Genomic DNA, 15,406 nt, shown 5'->3' on the forward strand with positions numbered 1-15,406 from the left:
GGGGACGCGGCGTTTTTTACACCTTTGTAAACCGCACCATCAGACCCTCTCCTGCGTTAACAGGCTAGAATCCCCGAATTACCCCGGGAGCCTGTATTGAACGAAACGTCTGACAAGCCATTGCGCATCGTCCTCGCCGACGACCACCCGATTTTCCTCATCGGTCTGCGGGCGGTCCTGGAACGTGACGAGAGGCTAACCATCGTCGGTGAAGCCAACTCACCCCAGGCCCTTGGCGAACTGCTGCAACGTTGTGCCTGCGACATTCTGGTGACCGACTTCATGATGCCCGCCGAGCCCCAGGCCGACGGCTTGCGCCTGATCGAACAACTGCGCCGGCATCACCCGGGCCTGCCCATCGTGGTGGTGACCATGCTGAACAACGCCGGCCTGTTCCACGCCATCCTGGAGTTGGGTGTCATGGGCCTGCTGAGCAAGGCCAGTCTCGCAGACGAATTGCCTGAAGCAATCCGTCAGGTGCACCAGCAGCGACGTTATGTGGCCCAGACCATCAGTCAGTCACTGAACCTGGCCGGCGTCGAGCGTGTGCACTCCCAGGATCAACTCTCACCCCGTGAACTGGAAGTCATCCGCCTGCTGGCCGGCGGCCTGACGGTAGGCGAGATCGCCGCAAATCTTCATCGCAGCAAGCAAACCGTCAGTGCACAAAAGGTCAGCGCCATGCGCAAGCTGGGCCTGAGCAACGACGCCGCGCTGTTTATCTATGTGCAGGAACACGGGCTGGCCTAGCCTGAAACGCGATCCACTGCTTCAGCGCCTCGGCGTCCATGGGGCCGGCGATAAAGCAGCCTTGCAACCACGCAGCCCCCAGTTCACTTACCGCGTGATAGTCGGCGGCACTTTCAACCCCGGTCACCACCACACCCACACCCAGTCGCCTCGCCATGCTCATGGCGCCAGCAACCACTGCCGCCTTGCGATCGTCCCTGGCCATGCCGCTGGCAAACGCCGGCGGGATCTTCAATTCGCTGAAGGGCAATTCCAGCAAGCGTTGCAGGCTGGTGCCGCCCACGCCGAAATCACCGATGGACAGTTTGCACCCCATCATCCGCAAACGCAGCAAGCCGGTGACGTGGGCGCTGTCGGTGTTCAGGCGCGAGGTTTCCACCAGTTCCAGGGTCAGGCCACGGGCGGGCACGCCGTGAAGTTGCAGCAAGCCTTGCAGCACTTGGGGAAAGTGCGGACGCTCCAGCATCCGCCCCGGGATATTCACCGCCACCGGCAGCACCTGCCCGGTTTCGCGCATGACGTGTGCCGCCTGGCCCAGCGCTTGTTCCAGCACGTGCCAGGTAAACGCCTCTTCCATTCCGGCAAACTCCAGCACCGGCAGAAACGCGTCAGGCAACAGCAACTCGCCGTCAGGAAGCTGCCAGCGGGCCAGCGCTTCAACACCTTGCAACGCGCCCGCCTGGCTGACAATGGGCTGATACCAGACCGCGCCGCAGCGGGCGATAGCGGCCTGGCTCAGATCCGCCGAAGGCGGCAACTGCTCGGATTCGCTCAAGTCCAGCAGCTGGCGCACCCGCTCCCAGGACACCACCGGCGGCCCGGGCCGCAAGCGCTCCCGGCACGCCTCGAGGACTTTCCCGATCAGCGTTGCCGACGCCGGCTTGGGCAGGCAGCCGAGCACGTTGAGCCCCAACTGTCGGGCCATGTGCGCCACGCCTTCCAGCACATCCGGCTCGGCGTTGCTCAGCAGGATCAACACCTGAGCCTGGCGGCGCTCGGCCATTTCCCGAATCAGCTCAAGGCCATCACCCTGCTCCAGGTACAGATCGCAAATCGCGATGTCCACCGCGCCCTTGCTCTCCAGTGACTGGCGAGCGGCGTCGACCGTTTCGGCCGTGCGTACATTGAATACGCCGTTGGCGTTGAGCATCTGATGCAGGGCCATCAGTTGGAACGGGTTATCTTCGAGGATCAGGACGTTGAGGGAGCGCATGAAAAACGTTACCGGGGAGAAGCGAGGGTGCACAGACTAATAAAAACCCCGCGCCTTCCCCATAGGACATGTCTTATTCGGACGGGTCCAGATAAGCCTCAAGCTCGACCTGGAATTCGATCAATGCTTCGCGCAGCGCTAACCAATGCAGTTCAATCTCAGCGTTGCGCTGCTCCCGAATACACCCTTCCAGCGCCACACAGGCCTTGGCCAGCGGCAACGCATCCACCAGGCAGCATATGCCCTTCAGGCGGTGCAGCGAGGCGGCCAGCCGGACCTGGTCGTGTTCCGTCATGGCGGACGCCATCAGGTTATGTTCCTGCTCAAGGCTCCTCGCCAGCTCCTGCAGCATACGCTGCAAAACCGGTCCGTCGGCCTGGGTCATGGTGCGCAGGGTCTGGATGCTGAAAGAGCGTGCAGGCACGACGCGGGCGAGCACACGCGTCCAGTGCTCAAGGGTCACGGGCTTGACCAGCAGTTCATCCATTCCCGCCTCCCGGCAGCGCTGCTGTTCATCATCCAGGGCATTCGCCGTGCAACCCACCAGCGCCAGGCGTGGCCGTTGCTCCTGGGCTTCCAGCCGGCGGATGGCCTCACTCAAGGCGTAGCCGGACATGCCCGGCATATTGCAATCGGTGACCAGGACGTCAAACACCTCATGGTGCCAACGCTGCAAGGCCGCTTCGGCCGAGTCGACGGCCACTACTTGATGACCCAGGAACTGCAACTGCTGAACCAGCACCAGCCGATTGGCCGGCAGGTCATCCACCACCAACACCGACAGGTTGCGGCCGGCGGCCAGCAGCGGTACACCGGCAGATGCTGGCACGTCGTCACTGCTGACCCGATCCAGGTACAGGTCGATGCATACCATCGTGCCCTCTCCCACCACGCTGCTCAGGGTGATGCTGCCTCCCATCAATTCCACCAACTGCTGGCAGATGCTCAAGCCCAGTCCCGTGCCGCCGTGCTCGGCAGCCGTCCGCGCGCTGACCTGGATAAACGGCTTGAACACTCGCGCCTGCTGCTCGACGCCAATGCCCGGCCCGCTGTCCTCCACACACAGGTGCAAATATTCGGCCCCCGCCGGGTCAAGCTTGCGCGCAACACTGACCCGAACCTCGCCGCGCGAGGTGAACTTGAGGGCGTTGCCCAACAGGTTATGGATAACCTGACGCAGGCGCAGCGGGTCAAACCAGTAATACCCTTGCGCGCTCGGGTCGAATGCCAGGGTCAGGTGAAGGCCCTTTTTCTGCGCCATGGGTTCGAACAAGCGCTGTATGCCCTCGAAGAAACGTTTCAAGTCAGTGGCCTGCGGCGCCAGTTGCAGATGACCGGCTTCAATCTTGGCCAGGTCCAGGCTGTCGCCCATCAGGGCAATCAACTCACGCGCCGAGCGATGGGCCACTCGCAGGGCTTCAGACACTGGCTTGCCTTCAGCCTGGGCACGCTCCTGTTCCAGCTCGAGCAGACCGATAATGGCGGTCATCGGCGTGCGAATCTCGTGGCTCAGGGTCGAGAGAAACGCGCTTTTTGCGTAGTTCGCTTCGTCAGCGGCCTGCCGCGCATCCATCAGCTGGAGCTCCAGGACCTTGCGCTCGTTGATATCGACCCAGCCACCGAGCAAACCCTGGAGCTGGCCCTTGGCGTCGAAGAACGGCACCGTCCACTGATACACATGAAACGCCCCGCCATTGAACTCCAGCTGCCGGTCGACGAACAGCGACTGCTGGCTCGCCAATTGCTCCATGTGGCCGGCATGCAGGCGCGCGGCCGTAGCGTCAGGCATCAGCCCGCTTTCCATCAGCGTCAGGCCCTGTATCTGCTCGCGCCGGGTGTTCAACTGTTGTTCATAGCTGGTGTTGCAGGTCACCAGGCGTCCTTCCAGATCACGCACAAATACCGGGTTGGGCATGCCGTCCAGCAGCGCGCGCTTGAACGCCAACTGGTCGTTGAGCCGCTGCTCGGCCTGGAGGCGCTGGCGAATCTGGCGCTTGAGCCGGCTGTTCCAGGCCAGGGACACCAGCACAAACAGCAGCGCCATGGCGACCGTCCAGTAGGCCCATGGCGGCACACGCTGCCAGGCCGGCACCGGGACGGGTACGCTACCCAGCCAACGCAAACGCAGGGCGCTCAATTCCGCGACCGGCAGCGCTTCCAGCGCCTTGTTCAAAATGCTCAGCAGTTCCGGTTGATCCTTGCGCACCGACAGGCTGTTGGCCGACCACTTGCCCTCGACACTGCGGCCGATGCGCAACTCATCGGCAGGGTAACTCTGCACTTCCACTTCACTCTGGATAGTCGCCGCCGCGCGACCCTGCGTTACCAGCTCACGGGCCTGGACGTAGTTATCCACCGATTGCAGCTTGATCCCGGGGTGCTCGCGACGAATGTACCCCTCCAGGACATGGCGTGCCGGCAGCGCCAGCACCTTGCCTGAAAGCTCGCTCAAACTGGCCACTGGCGGTGCGTCAGCGCGCTGGATAAACACCCAGCCTGAGCCCCCGAACCCATGGCTGAAATCGAGAAAGGCCTTGCGCTCCTGATTTTCGGCCAGGGTGGTGTTCATGTCCGCCCTGCCCGTTTCCAGCAACCCCAGGGTCTGTGCCGTGGAGGACACTTCCTCCATCACGAACTGCAGGCCGGTCATGCGTGAAATGCGGTTGAGCAAGTCCACATTCAGCCCCACCCACTGGCCGTCCTTGTCCTTGAATACATAGGGAGACAGTTGCTGGGACGCCACCACCACATGCGGATGCTGAAGTACCCAGGCCCGCTCCGGGGCCGACAAGGCGATGCGCTCGGCGGCAATGCCCACCCCCAGTCCGGTGGTCCAGCGCGCAAGGATTTCCCGCCGCACAGACTCATCAATACTCGCCAGCGCCCGGTCCATCAGCGTCCCCAACAGCGGGTCGGCCTCCCGCGTGGCAAAGGCAAAGCCGATGGGCGCCAGCCGGCTTTCCACCTTGATCTGCAAGCCCAGGTAGGGCCGTAGCGATTTATAGGCGCGCACGATCACTTCGTTGCCGATAAACGCATCGGCATCACCTTGCTTCAGCGCTTCGAGGCCACTGTAGAGATTCGGTGCCAGCATGATGTGGCTCCCGGGATACGCCTGATGGACGTTCTTGACGTTGGCGTAACCGTCCAGCAACACCAGCTTCTTGTCCTTGAGGTCCTCGTTCTGGGTGCTGTCATCCCGGCGCACGACCACCACCGAGCGGTCCGGCATGTAGTCTTCGGTAAAGCGCAACCCCGACACATCACGCTCGTAACCGTTGGCACTGGTGAGAATATCGATGGCGCCGCTCCGCAGGGCCTCCACCGCCTGCGCCCGCTCGGCAAAACCCAGGACTTGCATCGGTGCATGCAGACGCGCGCCGATCAGGCTCAGGTAATCGGCGCTGATGCCCTGGTAGCGATTGCGGTCGCGGGTGATATCGATCGGCTGATAGTCATCAATCGAAATGCCCACTCTCAGTGGCCGATGGGCCGCCAGCCATTGCTGCTCGCTGGCCGTCAGGGGCATGGGCTCCAGGGCAATGAACGCCGGCACCAGCTTGAACGGCAGGCTGACAGCCGCGAGGCTTGCCGAACCATGGCCAAGCAGCAGCACACATGCCAGCCACGCGTGTGCTCGGGTCGATAAATACACCGGTTGGGTTTCCTTGATTATTCTTGTTGGTCGCCGCGCAAGTATGGCTCGCCAGAATGAAAAAGCCCGTCACGAAGACGGGCTTGATCCACCACGCAAAGCCGTTGGCTCAGAGTGGCTTGCCGCGATTGCCATGCTGGCTGACAAACGCCTGTACCGCTTTCAGGTCATTGGCCAATACCGTGCAACGCTCTTCACGCTCAAACAGGTCGGTGAGGTGCGGCGGCAATTCCAGCGCCTTGCCAACCCCGGCCTTCTCTACCGCTTCCGGGAATTTGACCGGGTGCGCGGTGCCGAGAATCACCATCGGGATGTCCAGGCTGCGGCGGCATTCGCGCGCGGCCTTGACGCCAATGGCGGTGTGCGGGTCCAGCAGCTCGCCGGTCTGGGCGTAGACTTCGGCGATGGTCTCGCAGGTTTCTGCGTCGTCCACGGCCAGGGAGTCGAACAGCTTGCGGGTTTCGGTCCAGCGCTCCTGCTCGACGCTGAAACCGCCACCTTGCTTGAAGCTGTCCATCAGGCCGGCCAGGGCAGCACCGTTGCGACCGTGCATGTCGAACAACAGGCGTTCGAAGTTCGACGAGACCATGATGTCCATCGACGGCGACAGTGTGGCGTGCAGGGTTTCCTTGACGTACTGGTTGCCGCTCATGAAGCGGTGCAGGATGTCGTTGCGGTTGGTGGCGACGATCAGCTGGTTGATCGGCAGGCCCATGTTGCGTGCCAGGTAACCGGCGAAGATGTCGCCGAAGTTGCCGGTTGGCACCGAGAACGACACCGAACGCGCCGGGCCGCCCAACTGCAGGGAAGCATGGAAGTAATAGACGATCTGGGCCATGATCCGCGCCCAGTTGATCGAGTTCACCGCTACCAGGCGCGTGCCCTTGAGGAAGCTCTGGTCGGCGAAGCTGGCCTTGACCATTTCCTGGCAGTCATCGAAGTTGCCTTCGATGGCGATGTTGTGGATGTTCTCGCCGAAGATCGTGGTCATCTGCCGACGCTGCACTTCCGACACGCGGTTGTGCGGGTGCAGGATGAAGATGTCGACGTTTTCGCAGTGCTTGCAGCCTTCGATCGCCGCCGAGCCGGTATCACCGGAAGTAGCGCCGATGATCACCACGCGCTCACCGCGTTTTTCCAACACATAGTCCAGCAGGCGACCCAGCAGTTGCAGGGCGAAATCCTTGAACGCCAGGGTCGGGCCGTGGAACAGCTCCAGGACCCATTCGTTGCCGTTCAGTTGGCGCAACGGGGCAATGGCGCTGTGGGAAAACACGCCGTAGGTTTCTTCCAGGATTTTCTTGAAATCCGCATCCGGGATGCTGCCGGTGACGAACGGGCGCATGACCCGGAACGCCAGCTCGTGGTACGGCAGGCCGGCCCACGAAGCGATTTCTTCCTGGGTGAAGCGTGGCAGGTTTTCCGGCACGTACAGGCCGCCGTCAGTGGCCAGACCGGCCAGCAGAACGTCTTCGAAATTCAGGGCCGGTGCCTGGCCGCGGGTGCTGATATAACGCATGACTGGCTCCTCTAGAGCATGCTTGAACAAGGGCCGCCGAACGCGTGGGGCCCTTGCCGCAAAACGATTAGTTCAGGTGTTCGACGCGAATCCGCACCACCGGCCCAACCACGCCCTGCAACGCTTCAAGCGCGGCAATGGCGTCGTTGATGTGCTGCTCCAGCACACGGTGGGTCAGCAGGATCATGGGCACCAGGCCGTCCTGTTCTTCGACTTCCTTCTGCATGATCGATTCAATATTGATGCCGCGCTCCGACAGGATGCTGGCCACCTGGGCGAGCACGCCCGGATGATCCTTGGCCTGGATGCGCAGGTAGTAGGCACTTTCGCAGGCTTCGATCGGCAGGATCGGGTGGGCCGACAGCGAGTCCGGCTGGAAGGCCAGGTGCGGTACGCGGTTTTCCGGGTCGCTGGTCATGGCACGAACCACGTCCACCAGGTCGGCGATCACCGAGGAAGCGGTCGGCTCCATGCCGGCGCCGGCGCCGTAGAACAGGGTGGAACCGGCAGCGTCACCGTTGACCATCACGGCGTTCATCACGCCATTGACGTTGGCGATCAGGCGGTCGGCCGGGATCAGTGTCGGGTGCACACGCAGCTCGATACCGGCCGGGGTGCTGCGCGCCACACCGAGGTGCTTGATGCGGTAGCCCAGGGCTTCGGCGTAGTTCACGTCGGCGGTGGTCAGCTTGGTGATGCCTTCGGTGTAGGCCTTGTCGAACTGCAGCGGGATACCAAAGGCGATGGACGCCAGGATGGTCAGCTTGTGGGCAGCGTCGATGCCTTCCACGTCGAAGGTCGGATCGGCTTCGGCGTAACCCAGGGCCTGGGCTTCGGCCAGCACGTCTTCGAAGGTACGGCCCTTCTCGCGCATTTCGGTGAGGATGAAGTTACCGGTGCCGTTGATGATGCCGGCCACCCAGTTGATACGGTTGGCGGACAGGCCTTCACGGATCGCCTTGATCACCGGGATGCCACCGGCCACGGCGGCTTCGAACGCCACGATCACGCCCTTCTCGCGGGCCTTGGCGAAGATTTCGTTACCGTGCACGGCAATCAGCGCCTTGTTGGCAGTGACCACATGCTTGCCGTTTTCGATGGCCTTGAGCACCAGCTCGCGGGCCACGGTGTAGCCGCCTACCAGCTCGATGACGATATCGATTTCAGGGTTGGTGGCGACTTCGAAGACATCGTTGGTAATCGCAATACCGGTCGTTTGGAACTGAGGCTTTGGCGTACGCGTGGCAATTTGTGCCACTTCAATCCCACGCCCTGCACGGCGGGAAATTTCTTCAGCGTTACGCTGAAGTACGTTGAAGGTGCCGCCACCGACGGTCCCTAACCCACAGATGCCTACTTTGACCGGTTTCACTGAAGAACTCCCCATGAAACGGCCGACTCAAGGTCGGCCGTGAAAACAGCCGCACAACTGCGGCTCTCTATTAATGACCCGCCGAACTGTCGGCGGATCATGATCGTCAAGGCTCGACGATAATGCTTACTTTGCGTTCAGTGCCAGTTTGGCAACTTGCGGCGCAGGCTGGTAGCCCGGAATCACCTGGCCGTCAGCCAAAACGATGGCCGGCGTACCGTTCACACCAATCGACTGGCCGAGGGCGAACTGCTTGGAAACCGGGTTGGCGCACTTGGCGGCCTTGATTTCCTTGCCATCGACCATCTTGTCCATGGCCGCTTTCTTGTCGGCCGAACACCAGACGGCTTGCAACTGCTCGTCACCCGGCGAACCCAGGCCCTGGCGCGGGAACGCCACGTAGCGCACTTCAACGCCGAGCTTGTTCAGCTCAGGCACTTCGGCATGCAGCTTGTGGCAGTACGGGCAGGTGGTGTCGGTGAACACGGTGATGTGAGTCTTGGTTTCGCCGATGGCCGGGTAAACCACGGTTTCAGCCACCGGAATACCGTTGATCAGCTTGGACACGCCCAGGCGCTCGGCTTTCTCGGTGAGGTTCACCGGCTTGCCGTCTTTGAGCTGGAACAGGTAGCCCTGGACGATGTACTGGCCATCGGCACTGGCGTACAGCACGCGGCTGCCCTTGAGCTTGACTTCGTACAGGCCGGCCATCGGGCTGGCGTTGATGCTTTCAATCGGGGTGTCGAGCTGGAGGGCTTCCAGGCTCTTGCGGATTGTCTTCTCTGCGGCGTCGTCGGCGACGGCAAAGGTTGAGACCAACGCAATGGCTGCGATGGCAAAAATCTGGGTCAAGCGCATGGGAACTCCTGAAGGCAGATGCAGGGACGGGAGCAGGAACACCGATCTTCAAACACGGGTTTGGGCCGTCCCCTTTGCGAACCGGCAAAGCCTACCACAGTTGGGCCGCAGGGCAGCCAGTCGCGGGGAAATTGGGCTTTTTCCGAAGTGTTTTTCATCCACGGGGATGGTGCTTGGCGTGCATCTCCTGCAAACGTGCCCGCGCCACGTGGGTGTAGATCTGGGTGGTGGATAAGTCGCTGTGGCCCAGGAGCATTTGAACCACGCGCAAATCCGCGCCGTGGTTGAGCAAATGCGTGGCGAACGCGTGACGCAGGGTGTGGGGCGACAGCGACTTGCCGATGCCGGCAACCTTGGCCTGGTGCTTGATGCGATGCCAGAAGGTCTGGCGGGTCATCTGTTCGCCGCGCTGGCTGGGAAACAGTACATCGCTGGGCCGACCGTTGAGCAACTCGGCTCGGGCGTCGCGCATGTAGCGTTCGATCCACACGATCGCCTCTTCGCCCATGGGCACCAGGCGCTCCTTGCTGCCCTTGCCCATTACGCGCAATACGCCCTGGCGCAGGTTGACCTGTTCCAGGGTCAGGCTGATCAGCTCGGTGACGCGCAGGCCGCAGGCATACAGCACTTCCAGCATGGCACGGTCGCGCTGGCCGATGGCTTCGCTCAGGTCGGGGGCTGCGAGCAGGGCTTCGACGTCGGCTTCCGACAGGGATTTGGGCAGTGGCCGGCCCAGCTGCGGCATGTCGATTTGCAGGGTTGGGTCGACAGCGATCAGCTTTTCCCGCAGCAGGTAGCGATAGAAGCCACGCACGCCTGAGAGAAAACGCGCAGTAGAGCGAGGCTTGTAGTTTTGCTCCAGGCGCCAGGCCAGGTGGTCGAGAATCAGCTCGCGACCGGCGTCGAGCAGCTCGAGGTTTTTCTCCTGCAGCCAGCCATTGAACAACGCGAGGTCGCTGCGGTAAGCCTGGCGGGTGTTGTCCGACAGGCCTTTTTCCAGCCAAAGGGCGTCGAGGAAGCGGTCTATCTGCGGGTGGTCGATGGCGGACATGAGGGCTCAAGCAGGGAAAATGGCGATGTCGGGTAGATCCTATCGCAGCACGGGCCGCTACACATCAATGAAAGCGGGCAAATAATCTGTGGCAAGGGAGCTTGCTCCCGCTGGGGCGCGAAGCGGCCCTGATTGACCATTGAGGTCCAACAGAGAGACTTCTATTGCCGGTTTCAGGGCCGCTGCGCAGCCCAACGGGAGCAAGCTCCCTCGCCACAAAAGCGGAAAACGGCTTTAAGGTCAGTGCGACGCTGAATTTCTTCGAGGCGGGGAGTCATGAATAGATACCGGGGAAATGGACAAATTTCAGGCAACAAAAAAGCAGCCCGTAGGCTGCTTTTTTCTGCATCGGGAAGCTGGACTTAAGCCAGTTTTTCCTTGATGCGAGCTGCTTTACCGGACAGGTCACGCAGGTAGTACAGCTTGGCTTTACGTACGTCACCGCGACGTTTAACGGCCATGCTGTCGATTTGCGGGCTGTAGGTCTGGAAAGTACGCTCTACGCCAACACCGTTGGAGATTTTACGAACAGTGAAAGCACTGTTCACACCACGGTTACGCTTGGCAATTACCACGCCTTCGAACGCTTGCAGACGCGAACGGTCGCCTTCCTTCACTTTCACCTGAACGACAATGGTGTCGCCCGGGGCAAAGGTAGGGATCTCTTTGGTCATCTGCTCTGCTTCGAGTGCAAGGATGATTTTGTTAGTCATGCTGTGCTCCTAAGGTAAGTCGTCGGACCTACCATCGATACGTTGTTAACTATCGTCCCGCCCGAGGATGTATTCCTCGAGCAGCTTCTTCTCTTCTCCAGAAAGCGAGCGGCTTTCCAGAAGATCGGCGCGTCGTTCATAGGTCCGCCCGAGGGACTGCTGTAAACGCCAACGCCGGATGTGTGCGTGATTGCCACTTAGCAATACGTCGGGAACACGCTGATCCGCATACACCTCCGGTCGGGTGTAGTGCGGGCAATCCAGCAAACCATCCGTGAAGGAATCTTCCTCCGCGGAGTCCGCATGCCCTAAAGCTCCAGGCAGCAGTCGTGTAACCGCATCTATCAGGACCATCGCCGGCAGCTCGCCGCCAGACAGGACATAGTCCCCAATCGACCACTCTTCATCGACATGAGCTTCAATAAACCGCTCGTCAATGCCTTCATAGCGACCGGCAATCAGGATTAATGCTTCCAGATTCGCCAACTCGCGTACCGCCGACTGATTCAGCTGACGGCCTTGAGGGGACAGGTAAATTACCTTCGCCTTCTCCCCGGCGGCTGCCTTGGCCTGAACCAACGCATCTTCCAGGGGCTTGATCTTCATCACCATGCCCGGGCCACCGCCAAATGGGCGATCGTCCACAGTGTGATGTCGATCCGTCGTGTAGTCTCGCGGGTTCCAACAGGTGAGCTGCAAGAGCCCCTGTTTCACCGCCCGACTGGTGATGCCGTACTCGCTGATGGCGGAAAACATCTCGGGAAACAAACTGATCACTTCAACGCGCAGGTTAGCCACGTTAGAAGTCCGCGTCCCATTCCACCTTCATCTCGCCCGCTGCCAGGTCGACGGCCAACACGCATTGCTCGGTATAGGGCAACAGGCGTTCGCGATCATCCAGGCTGCCAGCGCAAGGCTTGACCACCATTACATCATTGGCGCCGGTTTCCAGAAGATGATCGATTTTCCCGAGCAATTGCCCGAGTTGATCAATAACCTTCAGACCTTCCAGCTGGTACCAGTAGTACTCGCCGTCGGTCAATTCAGGGAACAGGTTGCGCGGCACGCAGATCTCATAACCGGCCAGAAGACGAGCTTCTTCACGATCATCAAGACCCTTGAGCTTTGCGACCAGGAACTTGTCGCTCCCGCGTCCACTGACCAGCTCTACCTGTTTCACACTACCTTCGCGCTTGAGCGTCCAGGTCTTGTACTGCAACAGGTTTTCAGTCGGATCAGTAAAGGAATACACCTTCACTTCGCCGCGAACGCCATGAACAGAATAAATCTTGCCGATAACGATCAAATCATCAGCTACCGCTGGCGTCGCGTTCATATTGCTCAGGCCGCAGCCTTAGATGCATCCTTCAACAACTGAGCAACGCGCTCAGAAGGTTGTGCACCAACGCTCAGCCAGTAGGCTACGCGCTCTTGGTTCACGGACAGACGGACTTCTTGACCACGAGCGATCGGGTTGAAGAAGCCAACTTGTTCCTTGTGAGAGCCGTCACGTGGGTTGCGGCTGTCAGTTACGGTCAAGTGGTAAAACGGGCGCTTTTTGGAGCCGCCAAGGGCAAGACGGATTGTTAGCATGTGAACATCGTTCCTGTAGTCGGTGCTGCAAATCTAAATGCACAGCGGGCATAGGTGCCCGAAAGGCCGCATATTCTAAGGAATATCCGGACTTTTGCAAATGTCTTTTTCTGGCGCCTATCAGCGTGCCATTCAGATCTGCTATAGAGCCGTCGGTTAAAACGGCAAGTCAGCTCCCGCCAATGGCGGGTTTGCTGGAGATCCCGCATCCCTGCGGGTCGGAGCAGAAGCGAACTTCTGCTCGAATTCTTTACATTTTCGGCATGCCGCCGCCGGGCAACATACCGCCCATGCCGCGCATCATCTTGGCCATCCCGCCTTTTGCGGAGAATTTCTTCATCATCTTCTGCATCTGCTTGTGCTGCTTGATCAAGCGACCGATGTCCTGCACCTGGGTGCCGGAACCCATGGCGATCCGACGTTTGCGCGAACCGCTGATCAGCTCAGGGTCGCGGCGCTCGGCCGGGGTCATGGAATTGATGATGGCTTCCATCTGCTTGAATTGCTTCTCTGCCGCGCCCTGGGCATTGCCCATTTGCGCCAGGTTCACGCCGCCGATGTTCGGCAGCTTGTCCATCAGGCCGCCGAGGCCCCCCATGTTCTTCATCTGTTGCAACTGGTCGCGGAAGTCTTCGAGGTCGAAGCCCTTGCCCTTCTTCAGCTTTTTAGCCAGCTTGTCGGCCTTGTCCTTGTCGAGGGTCGCTTCCGCTTGCTCGATCAGGCTGAGCACGTCGCCCATGCCGAGGATACGCGAGGCGATCCGCTCAGGGTGGAACGGCTCGAGCGCTTCGCTCTTCTCGCCCATACCGATGAACTTGATCGGCTTGCCGGTAATGGCGCGTACCGACAAGGCGGCACCGCCACGGGCATCGCCGTCGACCTTGGTCAGGATCACACCGGTCAGCGGCAGTGCATCACCAAAGGCCTTGGCGGTATTGGCCGCATCCTGGCCGGTCATGGCATCGACCACGAACAGGGTTTCTACCGGGTTGATCGCGGCATGCAGCGCCTTGATCTCGCCCATCATCTCTTCGTCGATGTGCAGGCGACCGGCGGTATCGACGATGACCACGTCGATGAATTTCAGCTTGGCTTCTTTAATAGCCGCCTGGGCGATATCGACCGGCTTCTGGCTCAGGTCGGACGGGAAGAAGGTCACGCCCACTTCGCCCGCGAGCATTTCCAGCTGTTTAATAGCCGCCGGGCGGTAAACGTCGGCAGACACCACCATCACCGACTTCTTCTTGCGCTCTTTAAGGAAGCGCGCCAGTTTGCCGGCGGTGGTGGTCTTGCCCGCACCTTGCAGACCGGCCATCAGCACAACGGCTGGCGGCACGGCGCTGAGGTTCAAATCTTCGTTGGCCGCGCCCATCAGGCTTTCGAGTTCGGCCTGGACGATCTTCACAAAGGCCTGGCCCGGCGTCAGGCTGCGGGACACTTCGGTGCCGACCGCGCGCTCTTTGACCGAGTTGACGAAGTCCTTCACCACCGGCAAGGCGACGTCGGCTTCCAGCAACGCCATGCGCACTTCACGCAGGGTGTCTTTAATATTGTCCTCGGTCAGCTTGGCCTTGCCGGTGACATGGCGCAGCGTCTGCGAGAGACGGTCAGTCAGATTTTCAAACATGCGCGATCCTTTCAGGCCCTATTCATCGAAATGCATTGTTAGACCGAGGTAATGGCGGCCCAGGCTGTGGTAAATCGCTATTAAAAACAGCGCTCGGCGAGCCTGCGGCGTGGGCAGGTCGCGGATTATAGCGAAGACTGTCGCCATGCACACCCGCTGTCTGGCCTGAGAGTCTTTCGTGTTACGCAGGTGTATGCCAAACTCAGCGCCTTTCGGGCCTGCTTAACAGGATTTATGCTCCCTTTGTCACCCAGTTTGCTACCCAGCCTCGCCGCCGCCATCTTGTATGCCGCTGCGACCCTCTATCAGGGCACTCGTCTGGCCCAAGGCGCCAAGGCCGACAAACGCCTGCTGGTAGGCCTTGGCGTCCTCGCCCTGCTGGCTCACGCCGCCAGCCTGTTCACGCACTTGATGACGCCGGTCGGCCTGGGCCTGGATTTCTTCAGCGCTGCCAGCCTGATTGCCGCCGCGGTGATCGCGCTGACCCTGATGGCCTGCTACCGGATCCCGGTGGAGAACCTGCTGGTGCTGTTGTTCCCGCTCGGGATGCTGACGGTGCTGCTGGCGCAATTCACACCGACCGGCACCGTGCAGGTCATTGATGAAGAGCCGGGCATCCTCGCCCACATCCTGCTGTCGATCCTCGCCTACGGCATGTTCACCATCGCGGTGTTCCAGGCCTTGCTGCTGCTGTTGCAAGACCACCAGCTCAAGCACAAGCACCCGTCGGGGCTGATCAAGAACTTCCCGCCGCTGCAAACCATGGAAAGCCTGCTGTTCGGCTTCCTCTGGGCCGGCTGGACGCTGCTGTCGCTGTCGCTGATCTCCGGCTGGCTGTTCGTCGAGAACCTGTTTGCCCAGCATCTTGTGCATAAAACCCTGCTGGCCTGCCTGGCCTGGGTGGTGTTCAGCGTGCTGCTGTGGGGCCGCAACCGTCTCGGCTGGCGCGGGCACAAGGCGATCCGCTGGACCCTGGCCGGTTTCTGCCTGCTGATGCTGGCCTATTTCGGCAGCAAGCTGGTTCGCGAATACATCCTGCATATCTGACGGGCAGC

General features: G+C 60.8%; 13 protein-coding genes. 2 read left to right on the forward strand and 11 right to left on the reverse strand.

The window, feature by feature from the left end:
• Positions 1 to 96: 96 nt before the first annotated feature.
• Positions 97 to 750, forward strand: a complete 654-nt coding sequence (locus AC3WKX_RS23895) for a response regulator (RefSeq protein WP_102605532.1) — start codon at positions 97 to 99, stop codon at positions 748 to 750.
• On the opposite strand, the gene AC3WKX_RS23900 is transcribed toward AC3WKX_RS23895, so the two are convergent.
• The 11 genes from AC3WKX_RS23900 to ffh form a co-directional block, all read right to left on the reverse strand.
• The gene (locus AC3WKX_RS23900; RefSeq protein WP_102605533.1) at positions 719 to 1,963 is read right to left on the reverse strand and encodes an EAL domain-containing response regulator; all 1,245 of its coding nucleotides are present in this window, start codon (positions 1,961 to 1,963) and stop codon (positions 719 to 721) included. The genes AC3WKX_RS23895 and AC3WKX_RS23900 overlap by 32 nt on opposite strands.
• 73 nt (positions 1,964 to 2,036) lie before the next feature.
• Positions 2,037 to 5,618: a transporter substrate-binding domain-containing protein gene (locus AC3WKX_RS23905; protein WP_102605534.1), complete on the reverse strand. Its 3,582-nt coding sequence runs from the start codon at positions 5,616 to 5,618 to the stop codon at positions 2,037 to 2,039.
• A 109-nt stretch (positions 5,619 to 5,727) separates the two neighbouring features.
• Positions 5,728 to 7,137, reverse strand: a complete 1,410-nt coding sequence (thrC, locus tag AC3WKX_RS23910) for a threonine synthase (RefSeq protein ID WP_003209579.1) — start codon at positions 7,135 to 7,137, stop codon at positions 5,728 to 5,730.
• A 67-nt stretch (positions 7,138 to 7,204) separates the two neighbouring features.
• Positions 7,205 to 8,509, reverse strand: coding sequence for a homoserine dehydrogenase (locus tag AC3WKX_RS23915; protein ID WP_003209580.1), 1,305 nt, complete (start codon positions 8,507 to 8,509; stop codon positions 7,205 to 7,207).
• Between the two features lie 126 nt (positions 8,510 to 8,635).
• Complete coding sequence (dsbC, locus tag AC3WKX_RS23920; RefSeq protein WP_003209582.1) at positions 8,636 to 9,367, reverse strand: bifunctional protein-disulfide isomerase/oxidoreductase DsbC; 732 nt, start codon at positions 9,365 to 9,367, stop codon at positions 8,636 to 8,638.
• 154 nt (positions 9,368 to 9,521) lie between these two features.
• Positions 9,522 to 10,418, reverse strand: coding sequence for a site-specific tyrosine recombinase XerD (gene xerD, locus AC3WKX_RS23925; protein ID WP_003209584.1), 897 nt, complete (start codon positions 10,416 to 10,418; stop codon positions 9,522 to 9,524).
• Between the two features lie 362 nt (positions 10,419 to 10,780).
• Positions 10,781 to 11,131 (reverse strand): 50S ribosomal protein L19, encoded by a 351-nt coding sequence (gene rplS / locus AC3WKX_RS23930; RefSeq protein WP_003175895.1) that lies wholly within the window; start codon positions 11,129 to 11,131, stop codon positions 10,781 to 10,783.
• 45 nt (positions 11,132 to 11,176) lie between these two features.
• Positions 11,177 to 11,887, reverse strand: coding sequence for a tRNA (guanosine(37)-N1)-methyltransferase TrmD (gene trmD, locus AC3WKX_RS23935; protein WP_231988895.1), 711 nt, complete (start codon positions 11,885 to 11,887; stop codon positions 11,177 to 11,179).
• 43 nt (positions 11,888 to 11,930) lie between these two features.
• A complete protein-coding gene (gene rimM / locus AC3WKX_RS23940; protein WP_003175898.1) occupies positions 11,931 to 12,467 on the reverse strand; it encodes a ribosome maturation factor RimM in 537 nt (178 codons plus the stop codon).
• A 5-nt stretch (positions 12,468 to 12,472) separates the two neighbouring features.
• Positions 12,473 to 12,724 carry a 30S ribosomal protein S16 gene (gene rpsP, locus AC3WKX_RS23945; protein ID WP_003209587.1) on the reverse strand — a complete coding sequence of 84 codons (252 nt, stop codon included), beginning with the start codon at positions 12,722 to 12,724 and terminating at the stop codon, positions 12,473 to 12,475.
• A 250-nt stretch (positions 12,725 to 12,974) separates the two neighbouring features.
• On the reverse strand, positions 12,975 to 14,351 hold the full coding sequence (gene ffh / locus AC3WKX_RS23950; RefSeq protein WP_003209589.1) for a signal recognition particle protein: 1,377 nt from the start codon (positions 14,349 to 14,351) through the stop codon (positions 12,975 to 12,977).
• A gap of 234 nt (positions 14,352 to 14,585) precedes the next feature.
• On the opposite strand from ffh, the gene AC3WKX_RS23955 reads away from it, so the two are divergent.
• Positions 14,586 to 15,398: a cytochrome C assembly family protein gene (locus AC3WKX_RS23955; protein WP_010176828.1), complete on the forward strand. Its 813-nt coding sequence runs from the start codon at positions 14,586 to 14,588 to the stop codon at positions 15,396 to 15,398.
• Positions 15,399 to 15,406 lie beyond the last annotated feature (8 nt).

The sequence above is a fragment of the Pseudomonas sp. GP01-A4 genome, assembly GCF_058780865.1.